Source organism: Timaviella obliquedivisa GSE-PSE-MK23-08B (genome assembly GCA_019358855.1).
GTDB classification, from domain to species: Bacteria; Cyanobacteriota; Cyanobacteriia; order Elainellales; family Elainellaceae; genus Timaviella; species Timaviella obliquedivisa.
This window is the reverse complement of sequence record JAHHII010000007.1, coordinates 201,377-215,214: the sequence shown is the minus strand read 5'-3', so window position 1 is coordinate 215,214 and position 13,838 is coordinate 201,377. Positions and strand designations below refer to the sequence as shown.

Sequence of the window (13,838 nt, the reverse complement as noted above, 5' to 3'; positions counted from 1 at the left end):
GCCAAAACTTAAAGAAGTGATTCAATCAGGATATTTTCTGTTCTTTCAGTACGACCTCCTGGTAAGTTCCAGAATTAACAATTCGACCATTTTCCATCCTATAAATTCGATCGCAGTGCTGAATTGTGGTCAGGCGATGGGCAATCACAATGATTGTCTTTGTACCCCTTAAAGAACGAATCGCATCGGTAACCAACTGCTCTGTTTCATGGTCTAAAGCTGCTGTTGCTTCATCTAAGATCAAAACTTCCCGTTCGTGGTAAAGCGCTCTGGCAATCCCAATCCGCTGTCGCTGCCCACCTGAAAGCCGAACTCCCCGTTCTCCAACCTGGGTTTTAAGACCTTCCGGCAATTTGTTAATCATTTCTGTCAATTGGGCAGCTTGCACCGCTTGAATCAATTTTTCTGAATCAATTAACGCTTCAGGAACGCCAAAGGCAATGTTGCATTCGATCGTATCATCCATCAAAAAAATAGATTGTGGAATATAGCCAATGACATTCTGCCATGCCCGCAGGTCTGAATAAATCGAGACTCCATCCACCTGGATATCCCCTGAAGTACAGTCCAATAAGCCCAGGATGACATCCACTAAAGTGGTTTTACCCGCCCCAGATTTACCAATAAAGGCGATCGACTCCCCTTGATGGAAGCTCAAAGACACATTGTCGAGCGATCGCCGGGATGAGTTGGGGTAACAGTAGGTGACTTGCTGAAGCTCTATTTTGGTTTCAAAGGGCATTTGCCTGCATCCCTCCCTTAAACGCTCTTGATGAACCAGGGCAGGAGGATGCTTTAAAGGCACAGACTGGGGAATATTTTTGAGATCCGCGTAAAGCAAATCCAGAGCGTAGCTACCGCTTTGAATCTGTCCGATCGCAGCAAGAGCCTGACTGGCAGCAGGCATGAGGCGAATCGATGCAACTGCAAAAATACTCAGCACCGAGAGTAGCTGCTCAATTTCTTGTTTAAAAAAAATCTGATAGACAGAGACAAATGAAACCAGCGCAGCAATTAAAAATGTTTCCAGCGTTGTCCGAGGCAAAAGCTGAAAGCTCATAACTTTAGCCGCTGCGCTGGCATACTGACTGACCTGAGCCTGCATTTGCTCTTGAAAATAAGATTTGCAGCCAATGACATAAGTCTCTTTAACACCACCCAAACTATGGTTAATAACCCGAATCATCCCATGATACGCTTCCGACTCCTGCCGCCCCCATTGCTTAACCTTATTTCGGAGTTGGTAAAATAAAATGCAGAGCGGTAGCAACACACCTAGAATCATCACCAGTAAAACCAGGTCAGCCTTGGCAAGCAGCAAAAGTAGGAAAATAGTCGCAATTAAATTTGCAGTTGCTTCTAGCAGGGGAAGCATGGACTTATAGCAGAATCCTTGGGCTTCTACAATGATATTTTTAATAATACTTGCCGTATCTCGGTTCAAATAAAAACTGTAAGGCACTGATAGATAGGTGTTCAACAGACGAGAAATTAGCCGACCCTGCTGATTAAAACTGAATTGATAAATATAAGAGCGTGTACAAAAATAAAGTAAGGATTTAAAGCAAAAAAGCACTACCAAAAGTGCACCTAACAGCAGAATAAATTGATCCGGAGAGGATATCTTAAAAAACCTGTACAATCCTTGTAAAAGAGGAATGCTGTCTATTTTATCAGGACTAGATGCCAGCCATAAGAAAGGACCAATCATCCCGATCCCAAACGTTTCCATTACAGACACGAGGACAAACATGAGCAGCAGCAGAAACAGCGTTGTTTTTGCATCTCCTAAAACATATAAGAACTTTGATAGATACTTGACCATACCGTGAGTTTCCTAGGAAAATGCAACTGCCTGATGTTCAACGACTCAAAGGGCTTAGCTGATCAAGCGTTCGAGAATTAAGAATTAGCGAAAGATTCCAAACAGAAGACCTAAAGGACTCAGAACACGCCCTGCCATGTCAATGAATGAGGATGAGCCTCGCTTTGGAACAATAACTACGTCTCCGTCTTGAATTTGATAGTCATCTGTTAAATTGCGCAAATCTAAAATCTGTCGTTCGATTTGTCCCGTCGGGTTCAAACGCACAAACGCAACTTGGCTCAAGCGGGCATCTTGAGTCGGTCCTCCGGCGATCGCCACGGCACTAGAAACAGAGCTATTGGGCGGCACTGCCACTTCCCCCGGCTGCGTGACTTCACCGACGACTCTAACGCGCACTGTTGCTGGCGCAAAGCTAGATTGAGCGACACGCCGTCGATCAACACTCGTGTCATCTGCGACCAAACGAGGAATATATATCGAGTCGCCATCCTGTAAAATCACCTCTGGCGGCGCATTCAGTGACCCGATCGCATCCCAGAGATTTATCGTTGATTGAGAAATGCCATCGGGACTAGAACGTTTCAAAATGACTTGGCGGATATCGGCATATTGCGTGATCCCACCTGCTTTTGTCAGTGCCACACTGAGGGTAGGCTGTTCAAGTTGCTGCGTTACCCCCCCGACAGGAAGTCCTTGAAGCTGCACCCGTCCAGGACGAAGGACTTCACCTGCAACGTTGACAGAGACGGCGCGGAGAATAGATAAATTAACGGTAATAGTTGGATCAACTAGAAAAGGCTGTAAACGAGTCGTTAACTCTTGAGCAAATTGATCAGTAGTTCGACCAGCAGCCCTGATTGATCCGAGTAGGGGAAGGGTAATTGTCCCATCAGGGAGAATGGTGCGATCGCCTGTATATTCCTCATAGCCAAACACATTCACAGTTATGTGATCACCCGATCCTAGAACATAGCCAGCCTGGGTAGCAGTAGAAGACGCTGAATGGGGAAAGAACTGAGGTAGCAGCGAGCTTGGCAAACTATTGCTATTGGCAACAGTAGGTTGAGAAGAAGTTTCTTGAGACCAGCTTAGCTCCGGTGAAACGACAGTTGCAAGAAGCCATAAAGCAATAAGCTTAGCCCCCGATTGCAATGCCCTATAGAACGCAGATTGATTCAACATAGAGTGACAATAAGTGATGTAGATACGAGCTGCTTTAAGAGCGATCGCGACGGTTTGCGACCCGAAAAGGAACACCCAGGAAACTTCCTGAACGTTGGCTTGGTTCAGAATTTTCCTCAACTTGATCCCCTGCATAGTAAAAGTAACTATCAGGCTCATTACGGACGTTCACACCATTAATCACCATGCCCAAAACCTTTTGTCCAGACTGAGCAATGAATTCTTTGGCAGAGTTGGCGCTAGCAGAATCGACTACGCCAGGATGCACAACCAACAAAATGCCGTCTGCCATTTTACCTAGCACCGCTGAATCAGCGGTACCCGCCATTGCAGGCGAGTCAAAAATAACGAAATCATAATCTCTTGAAAAAGTTGCTATTAATGAATTCATCCGCTTAGAGTCCAGTAGAGCAATGGGGTTAGGTGGCATAACGCCAGACGTTAACACCCGTAGGTTCGGCATGGCTTGCTGCACGGCTGCCTCCAGCGCCACCTGATCAACAATGACATTGCTTAATCCAGCAAGATTCATTAAGTCCCAAATATGATGCTGCGCAGGATGGCGCATGTCGGCATCTACCAAAAGCACGCGTCGTCCTACTTGGGCGATCGCGGCTGCTAAATTTGCTGCAACCTCTGAACGTCCCTCCTTCGAGACAGAACTGGTGACAACAATTGTCTTTAATTCATCATCTGAACTTAAAAACTTAAGATTGGCTTGCAACATATGGTATGCATCGCCAATGGCAGAACAGGGCGCATCTTTGACAATAACCCGTGGGACAGGCTGGTCTAACCCACCTGCATAAGTAGATATTTTACCATCCCGACCGAAGGCTGGAATGATGCTCAATAAAGTATAACCAAATAGCTCCCGTGCTTCTTTGACAGTTTTGACCGACCGATCCAGCAGATCTAAGATAAGGGCAGTGGCAGCAGCCAAGAGCAAACCCACGACACCCCCTGCTGCGACAATCATTGCCTTTGATGCCCCTATCGGTCGAGTTGGCACCACCGCCGCAGATAAAATTCGTGCGTTCCCGATGGTTTGGTTTTCTGCAAGCTGAATCGCTTGCTGCCGAGCCAAAAGTGTTTCGTAGGTTGTTTGGGCAGCTTCCAACTTCCGAGCCAGTTCTCGCTGGGTTTGTTCAAGCTTTGGTAAACCGCTAGCACGCTGTCGATACTGTGCCTGAGCATTCGATAATAACAACACCCGCTGGGCTAAGCCTAGCCGCTCAGACTCAGACTGCACGTACTCGCTAATCATCCCTTGTTGAAGTTCCCCAACTTGAAGATTTCCGGGAGAGACAGATTGAGAATTGCCTGACACCTGAGCCACGCGCTCGGTTAGCAGGGCGTTCAACGCGGTTACCTGGCGTTGCAGCGCCGTTACCGTTGGATGCCCCGCTCGATAGCGCGTTTGCTGAATAGCAAGCTGGCTTTGCGCCTGTTGCAATTGAACAAACACCTCCTGAACCGCAGGCGCTTGGCTTAAAGAAGCAAACATAACCACTTGCCGAGAATCTAAACCCAATTGACTGCGCAACTGCTGCGATCGCTCATTTGCATCTGCCAGTAAGGCTTGAGTCTGGGTAATTTGCCCCTCTAAATCTCCAATCAACTTAACAGCTTGCCCTGCTTCTTCTTCCAAAGAAATCAGCTTGTTTTCCTCTTTAAACTTGCGTACCGCAGAGTCCGCCTGGCGCACCGAATCTTCTGTTTTAGGAAGTTGTTCTTCAATAAACTTACGAGCTGAGATAGCTTCAGCCCGGTTAACCTGAACATTATTTTTAAGAAACAGATCAATGAGTTGGTTAACGACTTTAGACGCTTCTCGGGGTTGCTCAGACTCATAGGAAATCTGTAAAACATCTGTACCTGTAACACCCTTCACTTTAAGATTTTTAGCAAGTACATCTGCTGCCAAAGGCTTGCCGTCAGAGTCTTTCAAGCTCAGTGACTCAATCACGCCTTGAACAATAGGAGTAGATCGAATAATCTCCGCTTGAGTATCCAAAGGCGTGTTTTGCTCTCCTAATGCTTTGAGTTGTCCCAGTGTTTCTCCTAAACCTGTTAGCTCTGAGGCACTGCTCGACTTAATCAGTAGCTTTCCCTCCGCTCGGTAAACAGGTCGTTGCATCAGAGCATATGCTGTGGCGATCGCGACAACTCCGCTTAAAATCCCAACAGCAGCCAGCCAGCGTCGTCGCAAGATTAGCCAATACCTCTGAACATCTATTTCTTCAGAAGAATAGTCTTTGATTTCCATAGCACTAGACAAACCTGCAATATCGCCTAAACAACTTGACTATAGAGACTCCAGCAACTGACTCAAAATACCGTCCTAACTCACCTCTGTGGTGACTGATTTAGTTGCAGCAAGGCAACGCAAGAAATGCAATCTTAAGCGCTCTGTTAGAGAGACATGGACTTACCTAGCAAATACTGATCAGAAGAGAACTTGCTGTCACTAATACTACATAGTAAGCAACTCCCCGCAAAAGTAGATGTGTCTTTCAGTACATTCGCCTACTATTGAATCATAATTTCTCTGTAGAATTATATTTTTTTTATAAAGTAGAGATAAATTTTATAAAGTAGAGATGAAGCTCCTATTTTCCCTGTCATCACTGACTTCTAGGCTCGTCAAGCAACGCGATCGCCGGACTAAGATACCTTAAGTTGTTGGGTTTTGTGGGAATTGTGACCTATTTATCTATATCCGTATCAGTGTAATTGACATTACGCATTTTTCTCTGTAATGTAAATTCTTACCAGCAACTCAGTACACACGAATGTATCATGCGTTCTGATAAGTCGCCGGATTTTACTGAGGGTTTTCTTCTCAACAGTGCGATTTGCCTTGAGTTTGTCAAGCAGGTAGCTGTTGTTTTTACCTTTATACTTTAGTTGTTTCAACTGCAAAACTACGCGTTCTTTTCTATCTCCGATTTGTAACAACAAATGGGGAAGTAGAGACATATTTTAATGTGTAATTGGGTGAGTCTCATGAGTAGATTTCATGGATGCCACCCTTCTAGATAGTATGCGAAAACAATTCCTTATTATGAGGTTTAAGGGATGGTTTTAGACTCAACTCCCCTACATCAGTTTCGTTCTGAGCGTTCTTCTGATCAGCAGACAACGAGTCGAGCTCGTTATGATATCAAAAGCGTGCGTCATCCAAAATCATGCGATGGCAAACCTTTGGTTTCAATTGTTGCCCCGGCATATAATGAGGCGGCAATTATTCAAAATAACCTGGTTGATCTCTGCCAGTATTTAGAGTGTTTGGAAAATGAGTATCAGTGGGAACTCATTTTAGTAAACGATGGCAGCCGCGATAACACAGGAGAATTGGCAGAGGAGTTTGCCCGTTCACGGGATAATGTTCATATCATTCACCACGTCAGAAATGCGGGTTTAGGTCAAGCACTCCGTTCGGGCTTTGCTCAGAGTCAAGGAGTTTATATCATCACGTTAGATTTGGATCTGAGCTATGCGCCTGAGCACATTGAGGCACTTTTGACTAAGATTTGTCAAACAGGGGCTAAGCTAGTCGTCACCTCACCCTATATGAAGGGTGGCAAGGTCTCCAATGTGCCTCGCCTGCGTTTGCTTTTGAGCCTTTGGGCAAATCGTTTTTTATCCGTGGCGGCTCGGCACAATGTCTCGACTTTAACTGGAATGGTAAGAGTTTACGATTCTGAGTTTTTAAAGATGTTGAATCTCAGGTCAGCAGGCATGGACATTAATCCAGAAGTTGTCCACAAGGCAATGCTTTTGGGAGTCAAGATTGAAGAGATCCCGGCTCATCTTCATTGGCGTAATCCTCTGCCGACTGCTCAAAAGGCGGTTAAGTCTGCTCGCCGTAAGTCTAGCATGAAAATTTTGAGCCATATCTGGGTGACTTTTTATTATGGCTTTGTGTTTCGTCCCGTCATGTTTTTTATCATCCCAAGTTTGTTCTGTTTTATGTTGACGCTTTACTCCATAGGTTGGGCAGTGCTTCATTCCTGGACGAGCTACCAAGCTCTGACTCAAACGGTGCAATTTCCTGATCCAACGGATGCGATCGCCCTCGCTTTTCAGCAGTCTCCCCACACGTTTGCAATTAGCGGCATGTTGCTAATGGTTTCGATTCAGTTGTTTAGCTTAGGCGTTTTGGCGGTTCAGAACAAGCGCTATTTTGAAGAAGTTTTCTATCTAGGCACAGCTATTTATCGCTCTACCCAGCGTCGGTAAAGGCTAAATCAAAGCTAAATCTCGGTCAAATAATCTATAGATTTATTGTAATTTGGAGATTAAAGTCAATGGTTAATACGATTCCTGTCCCTCAGTCTTTGCTCAAGCTACCGAATGACCAAGAGGCTTCTGGGCGGACTTTAGGAGCAGAAGAAATAGCGTTTGTGACTGAAGCGATTTTAAGTGGAACCCTCACTAGCACTAAGGGCACCTTTGTCAAAGCGTTAGAAAAACAATTTGCCCAACTGTTAGGCGTAAAGTACGCTTATGCTTGTTCATCGGGTACCGCAGCAATTCACACGGCGATCGCAGCACTTGATCCAGAGCCGGGTGATGAGATTATCACCACTTCCATTACAGATATGGGAGCGCTTACCCCCATTTTGTACCAGGGCGCAATTCCCCGATTTGTCGATGTTGATCCACTCACCTGGAACGTGACAGCAGAAACAATTGGACGCTGTATTAACGAACGAACGAAAGCAATTATTGTTACTCACCTGTTTGGCAACCCCTGCAACATGACTGACATCATGGCGTTAGCAAATGCCCACAACATTCCAGTCATTGAAGACACGGCTCAAGGGTTTTTGTCGAAGCACAACGGGCAATATGCGGGCACCTTTGGCAAAGTCGGTTGCTTTAGCCTACAGCAAGGCAAGCATATTACGACCGGAGAAGGGGGGATTGTGGCGACTAACGATGATGCGATCGCTCGTCGGCTATTCCTTTACATCAACAAAGCCTTTGGTTACGGTGATCCCCATCCTGATCATTATTTTATTGCGCTCAATTACCGCATGTCTGAACTGCAAGGAGCAGTAGCAGCCGCACAGTTAAGGAAGCTAGAAGGAATTGTGGAGAGACGCTATTCTAGCGCTGCTAAACTCACCCAGAAACTTCAAGGCATTCCGGGGTTAGAAACGCCCGTTCACGCTCCCCTTGACACTCATGTTTACTGGAAATATTGCTTGCGGGTAGATGATAATGTGATCACTGACGGGGCAGTGGGTTTAGCCAAAAAACTCAAGGAAGAGAAGGGCATCTTTTCTGCGCCTCGCTATATTCAAAAACCCGCCTTTCAATGCGAAATCTTTGAGAAGCAACGCACTTTTGGCAACTCTCGCTTCCCCTTTACCCTCGCCACACCCGAAGCCCTCGACTACAGCCGCGATCGCTTCCCTGGAACATTTGAAGGACTAGAGAAGGTTCTCGTCTTGCCTTGGAACGAAGCTTACACCAATGAACACATTGACTATATTGCCGATGCAGTTCAACAGGCAGTGGCTCAAATTGCCCGGTAAGGACAGAAGCGCTGCCTGATTTTTTTGACCATTCCCTGATTTTTTGCCCATTCCCTGTTGAAGACGAGAAAACACCATGACCGATCAACCCTTAAAATTTGGATTAATTGGCGCAGGCGGCATTGCCCAATCCTACGCTCAAGCCTTTGAAGGCTGCACTGTTGCTCAATTGGTTGCTGTGGCAGATGTTCGCTCTGATGCGGCTCAAGCCATGGCAGAGCGAGCCAAGTGCCAGAGCTTTGATTCGTATCAAGCCATGGCACAGGCAATAGAGTTGGATGCCGTAATTGTTTGTACGCCGCCCGTGACTCACCCAGAAATTTGCATCGATTTCCTCGATCGCAAAGTCAACGTTCTGTGCGAAAAACCCCTCAGCATTGGCGTTAAAAGTTCGATCGAAATGCAAGAAGCAGCCTGTCGAGCCGGGGTTCTTCTGACCATGGCTTCCAAGTTCCGCTATGTTGAAGATGTTGTGAAAGCCAAGAGCATCGTGGCTTCAGGTATTTTAGGTGAAATCGTATTATTTGAGAATGCGTTCACGGCTCGGGTAGACATGTCTACTCGTTGGAATGCGAAACCTGCCATTAGCGGCGGTGGTGTTTTAATTGATAACGGCACCCACTCTCTCGATATCATGCGCTATTTTCTGGGCCCCTTAGCAGAGGTGCAGGTGGTTGAGGGTAAGCGCGTCCAAGGGTTGCCTGTAGAAGACACTATCCGGATTTTTGCCAAGAGCGAAAGCGGTGTCATCGGCAATGTCGATCTCTCTTGGAGCATCAACAAAGAGCTAGATTACTACATCCGAATTTATGGCTCCCAGGGCACTATTTCCATAGGCTGGAAAGAGTCAAAATATCGTCAGTCTTCGGGACAAGACTGGGTGGTATTTGGTAAAGGCTATGACAAAGTTCAGGCATTCCGCAGCCAAATTAATAACTTCTCTAAAGCCATCCTGAAACAAGAGACTTTGTTGATTACCGCAGAGGATGCGATCGCTTCTGTAGCCGCCATTGAAGCCGCCTATTCAGCCCTTAATCAAAGCCGTTGGACACCCATTGCGGGCAGCATTCACGGTGTTAAAACGCTGATTCCTGTCTAGATTTCAAGGAATGTCTAATGGTCGCTAAAATTCATCCCACTGCAATTATTGAAGAGCAGGTTCAGATTGGGGCACATACCTCTGTTTGGGACAATGTTCATATTCGCCACTCTACCCAAATTGGCGAACAGTGCATTATTGGTGAGAAAACCCACATTGCCTACGGTGTTAAGATTGGCGATCGCGTTAAAATCAACGCTTTCGTGTATATCTGTAACGCCGTCACCATCGAAGACGGAGTGATGATTAGCGCAGGCACTATTTTTACGAACGATCGCTTTCCCAGGGCAACCACTAGCGACCTTCAGCAACTCCGTTCTTCCGATCCTGATGAACACACATTACCTACCTTAGTAAAAGCTGGCGCAACAATTGGTGCAGGCTGCACCATTGGGAATGATCTCTTGATTGGGCGGTTCGCCATGGTGGGCATGGGCTCGTTAGTGACGCGATCGGTGCCCGACTTTCATTTAGTAATTGGCACCCCTGCCCGATCGGTCGGTGCCGTTTGCCGCTGCGGGCAGCTTCTCATGCGATTTCCTGAAGTTGCTCAGTTTGAAAAAACCCTAAGCTGTTCTCGCTGTGGCTTAAAATACCAAATCGCTTCCCAAGATGTGACTGAGTTAACGCCGCCCTAAACCCCGAGATAAGTTTGGGATAGACCCGGAGATGCCAGCCTCAGTAAGGATAGGAGCGAGGGTGTTCTCAACCTCACATGCTAAACCGTAGTTTTAATTGGCTCTTCTACCTCCATTTCCCTGTAACCATGACACAAACTTCTGAACGTTGGGCGATAATAGGCGGTGGCATCTTAGGGATGACACTTGCCCATCGACTGGCGCAAAATGGCAAGCAGGTGACCCTCTTTGAAGGGGCAGGGCAACTAGGAGGATTAGCAAGCGCCTGGCAATTGGGTGATTTTGTGTGGGATAAGCACTACCATGTGACGCTACTGTCAGATGGGTGCGTGCGATCGCTCCTCAAAGAACTCGATTTAGAGCAAGACATGCAATGGGTAGAAACCAAAACTGGCTTCTATACAGATGGGCAACTCTACTCTATGTCTAGCTCTTTAGAGTTTCTCCGCTTTCCTCCCTTAGGGTTAATTGATAAACTGCGATTGGCTTTCACCATTATTTATGGCTCACGCATCAAGAATTGGAAAAAGTTAGAAACCATTCCCGTAACCGATTGGCTGAAGCGCTGGTCGGGACAGCGTACGTTTCATAAAATTTGGCTGCCGTTGCTGCGGGCGAAGTTGGGCGAGAATTATCAAAAAGCCTCTGCCTCATTTATTTGGTCAACCATCGCCCGATTATATGCAGCCAGAAGAACAGGGCTAAAGAAAGAAATGTTTGGCTACCTGCTGGGTGGATATGCCCGAATTTTGCAGCGATTTGGGCAGGTGCTGGCAGAAGAAGGAGTAAAAATACGTCTTCGCTCTATTGCCCAACGAGTTAGTAAGCCATCTACTGGACAGGTAAAAATAGAGTTTTGTGATGGCTATCAGGACACTTTTGACCAAGTGGTGATTACGGCTGCTGCCCCGATCGCCGCAGAAATTTGTCAGGATCTCACTCAAGATGAGCGCGATCGACTCAAAGGCATTCAGTACCAGGGCATCATCTGTGCTTCCTTACTCTTGAAGCAACCCCTTTCGCCCTACTACGTTACCAACATCACCGATGATTGGGTACCCTTCACTGGCATCATTGAGATGACCACGTTAGTTGATCCCAAATACTTCAATGGCAGAACGTTAGTTTACCTGCCCAAGTACGTCGTTCCGAATGATCCAGCCTTTAACTTAACCGACGATGAGATCGAGGAAACCTTTGTTAGAGCTTTAGAAATCATGTATCCCCATTTCAACCGGGAGGACATTCTAAGTTTTCGAGTTTCACGGGTGAAGTACGTGGTAGCGATCTCAACGTTGAACTATTCCAAGAACTTACCCCCCATGCATCTGTCAACGCCCGGAGTTCATATCATTAACTCTGCCCACATTCTCAATGGGACGCTGAATGTGAATGAAACGGTACAGCTTGCCGAGAACGCTGCCGCTGACCTGCTAAGCCTACGATCGCCTCAGGGCACGATGGTTTAAGGATGACAACAGAATACGACAGGGAGAAACATTTATGAACCGGAAGCCGATCGCCAGTCTATCGCTCGACCTCGACAACCAATGGTCTTATATGAAGATCCATGGTGATCCCAATTGGGATCAATTTCCGTCATACCTTGATCTCATGGTTCCCCGCGCCCTAGAAATGTTTAGGGAACTCAACTTGACCATCACATTTTTCATTGTGGGACAGGATGCTGCCCTCGCCAAAAACTCAAGTGCGATTCGGTCGATCGCCTTAGCAGGGCATGAAGTGGGTAATCATTCTTTTCACCACGAGTCTTGGTTGCACTTGTATTCTGAAGCTGAAATTGAACAGGAAATTGCGATCGCTGAAGAGCACATTGAGCGAGTCACGGGGCAACATCCGGTTGGCTTTCGGGGTCCTGGCTACAGCTTTTCTCCCGCCGTTCTCAAAGTTTTGAAGCGCCGAGGTTATCAGTATGACGCTTCGACATTTCCCACTTTTCTAGGGCCGCTGGCTAGAGCCTATTATTTTATGACCAGCAAGATGAGCAAAGAAGAGCGGCAAAAACGAAAGGCGCTCTTTGGGAGCTTCAAAGATGGCTTTCAGCCGCTGAAGCCCTACCAATGGCGTTTGGGCAATGAGCGCCTCACCGAAATTCCGGTGACTACCATGCCCATTTTTAAGGTGCCCATTCACTTTAGCTACCTCCTCTTTATCAGCGGGTTTTCTCCGAGTTTGGCGCTCTTGTATTTTAGAATTGCGCTGTGGCTCTGCAAGACGACTGGCACCCAGCCCTCCATGCTGCTGCACCCACTAGATTTTCTAGGCTGTGAAGATGTACCTGAGTTAGGGTTTTTTCCGGCAATGAACCAACCCAGTTACAAAAAGCTGCGGGTTTTGAAGCGATCGCTGCAACTCTTGTCTCGTCAGTTCACTGTCCGCACCGTGGGTCAACATGCTCGGCTTGTTTCTGGAGCCTTGCCGACCCTAATTCCTCAAGACAGAACTCCCGTTGGTGCCCGGTAATCCTAGTCAGCTAGATTCTTTAGCCCCTTTGTCTCTACCTATGGTTAAACAACTTCTCCCGCGCTTTGGAGCCGCCTGTCGCCCCGGTTCCACAGATCCACTAACCTTGGAGTTGGTCAAGTGCTGCATCTGCGATGTCGACGATGCCGAACCTCTTGGGGTCGGAGAAGACTTTGAATATCGCACCAGTCCTGACACTTTTTTAGCAGTCCGTTGCCGACGCTGTGGCTTAGTCTATCTCAATCCTCGCCCCGCCCTTACCGAACTCGATCGCATTTATCCAGCCGACTATCACGCCTTTGAATTTTCGGCAGAACGCTATGGTTTTGTTTACAAAGTTCGCTGCAAGCTAGAAGCTAGCCGCCTGTTGGATTGTTGCCGAGGATTAAAGAAGGATGCCCGGATTCTTGATGTGGGCTGTGGCGACGGGTTTCATTTAAGTTTGCTACAAGATTTTGGGCAAAAAAGTTGGAGATTAGAAGGCATTGAACCCAACGATCGCGCCGTTGAAATGGGCAGACGCAAGGGACTAAAAATTCATCAAGGCATCGTCCAAAATTTAGATCTGCCTCAGTCTAGCTACGACCTGGCATTTATGATCGCTACGATCGAGCATGTGGATGATCCTACGGCTGTGTTAAGAGCGGTGCGAGCGCTGCTTAAACCAGGCGGTAGACTGGTTATTGTCACCGACAACACCGATACCTTAGATTTTCAACTATCGCGCACTCGGCATTGGGGCGGGTATCACTTTCCTCGCCATTGGAATTTGTTTAACTCGGCAACGATGGCGGCGATCGCCCAAAAAACAGGTTTAGAAATTGAGACATTAACAACGATTATCAGCCCCGTCAACTGGGTCTACTCCATCCGCAATGCCCTGGTCGATCGCCAAGCGCCCCAGTGGCTGATTAACCAGTTCAGCCTCAGTTCAACCCTGTCATTAGGCGTGTTTACCCTATTCGATCAAGTGCAACAATGGATGGGACGAGGGGCGTTAATGAGAGCCGTCCTAAAGCGATCGCATTAACGTTAATTCTAAACTTATTTAACCCTAA

The 13,838-nt window shown here is 47.0% G+C and carries 10 protein-coding genes; 7 read left to right on the top strand and 3 right to left on the bottom strand.

Translation table 11 applies throughout. The features are described from left to right. Positions 1–25 precede the first annotated feature (25 nt). The 3 genes from KME11_14645 to KME11_14635 all read right to left on the bottom strand — a co-directional run bounded on the left by KME11_14645 (position 26) and on the right by KME11_14635 (position 5,279). Complete coding sequence (locus tag KME11_14645; GenBank protein ID MBW4516446.1) at positions 26–1,825, bottom strand: ABC transporter ATP-binding protein/permease; 1,800 nt, start codon at positions 1,823–1,825, stop codon at positions 26–28. A gap of 84 nt (positions 1,826–1,909) precedes the next feature. Then, positions 1,910–3,010, bottom strand: coding sequence for a polysaccharide export protein (locus KME11_14640; protein MBW4516445.1), 1,101 nt, complete (start codon positions 3,008–3,010; stop codon positions 1,910–1,912). Positions 3,011–3,044: 34 nt separating this feature from the next. Further along, on the bottom strand, positions 3,045–5,279 hold the full coding sequence (locus KME11_14635; protein ID MBW4516444.1) for a polysaccharide biosynthesis tyrosine autokinase: 2,235 nt from the start codon (positions 5,277–5,279) through the stop codon (positions 3,045–3,047). Between the two features lie 947 nt (positions 5,280–6,226). Here KME11_14635 and KME11_14630 point away from each other — a divergent pair. From KME11_14630 to KME11_14600, 7 genes are all read left to right on the top strand, one after another. Next, positions 6,227–7,255 carry a glycosyltransferase family 2 protein gene (locus tag KME11_14630; GenBank protein MBW4516443.1) on the top strand — a complete coding sequence of 343 codons (1,029 nt, stop codon included), beginning with the start codon at positions 6,227–6,229 and terminating at the stop codon, positions 7,253–7,255. A gap of 68 nt (positions 7,256–7,323) precedes the next feature. Further along, positions 7,324–8,559, top strand: a complete 1,236-nt coding sequence (locus tag KME11_14625) for a DegT/DnrJ/EryC1/StrS family aminotransferase (protein MBW4516442.1) — start codon at positions 7,324–7,326, stop codon at positions 8,557–8,559. A gap of 76 nt (positions 8,560–8,635) precedes the next feature. After that, positions 8,636–9,658 carry a Gfo/Idh/MocA family oxidoreductase gene (locus KME11_14620; GenBank protein ID MBW4516441.1) on the top strand — a complete coding sequence of 341 codons (1,023 nt, stop codon included), beginning with the start codon at positions 8,636–8,638 and terminating at the stop codon, positions 9,656–9,658. A gap of 17 nt (positions 9,659–9,675) precedes the next feature. After that, complete coding sequence (locus tag KME11_14615; protein MBW4516440.1) at positions 9,676–10,296, top strand: N-acetyltransferase; 621 nt, start codon at positions 9,676–9,678, stop codon at positions 10,294–10,296. Positions 10,297–10,424: 128 nt separating this feature from the next. Beyond that, positions 10,425–11,765, top strand: coding sequence for an NAD(P)/FAD-dependent oxidoreductase (locus tag KME11_14610; protein MBW4516439.1), 1,341 nt, complete (start codon positions 10,425–10,427; stop codon positions 11,763–11,765). Between the two features lie 34 nt (positions 11,766–11,799). Continuing rightward, positions 11,800–12,780: a polysaccharide deacetylase family protein gene (locus KME11_14605; GenBank protein ID MBW4516438.1), complete on the top strand. Its 981-nt coding sequence runs from the start codon at positions 11,800–11,802 to the stop codon at positions 12,778–12,780. A gap of 40 nt (positions 12,781–12,820) precedes the next feature. After that, positions 12,821–13,810 carry a class I SAM-dependent methyltransferase gene (locus KME11_14600; GenBank protein MBW4516437.1) on the top strand — a complete coding sequence of 330 codons (990 nt, stop codon included), beginning with the start codon at positions 12,821–12,823 and terminating at the stop codon, positions 13,808–13,810. The last annotated feature ends 28 nt before the right edge of the window (positions 13,811–13,838 follow it).

Bases quoted from the DNA above. Each gene is read 5' to 3' on its own strand.
- KME11_14615 (MBW4516440.1), top strand. From the start codon at position 9,676: ATGGTCGCTAAAATTCATCCCACTGCAATTATTGAAGAGCAGGTTCAG.
- KME11_14635 (MBW4516444.1), bottom strand. From the start codon at position 5,279: ATGGAAATCAAAGACTATTCTTCTGAAGAAATAGATGTTCAGAGGTAT.
- KME11_14620 (MBW4516441.1), top strand. From the start codon at position 8,636: ATGACCGATCAACCCTTAAAATTTGGATTAATTGGCGCAGGCGGCATT.
- KME11_14605 (MBW4516438.1), top strand. From the start codon at position 11,800: ATGAACCGGAAGCCGATCGCCAGTCTATCGCTCGACCTCGACAACCAA.
- KME11_14610 (MBW4516439.1), top strand. From the start codon at position 10,425: ATGACACAAACTTCTGAACGTTGGGCGATAATAGGCGGTGGCATCTTA.
- KME11_14645 (MBW4516446.1), bottom strand. From the start codon at position 1,825: ATGGTCAAGTATCTATCAAAGTTCTTATATGTTTTAGGAGATGCAAAA.
- KME11_14600 (MBW4516437.1), top strand. From the start codon at position 12,821: ATGGTTAAACAACTTCTCCCGCGCTTTGGAGCCGCCTGTCGCCCCGGT.
- KME11_14640 (MBW4516445.1), bottom strand. From the start codon at position 3,010: ATGTTGAATCAATCTGCGTTCTATAGGGCATTGCAATCGGGGGCTAAG.
- KME11_14625 (MBW4516442.1), top strand. From the start codon at position 7,324: ATGGTTAATACGATTCCTGTCCCTCAGTCTTTGCTCAAGCTACCGAAT.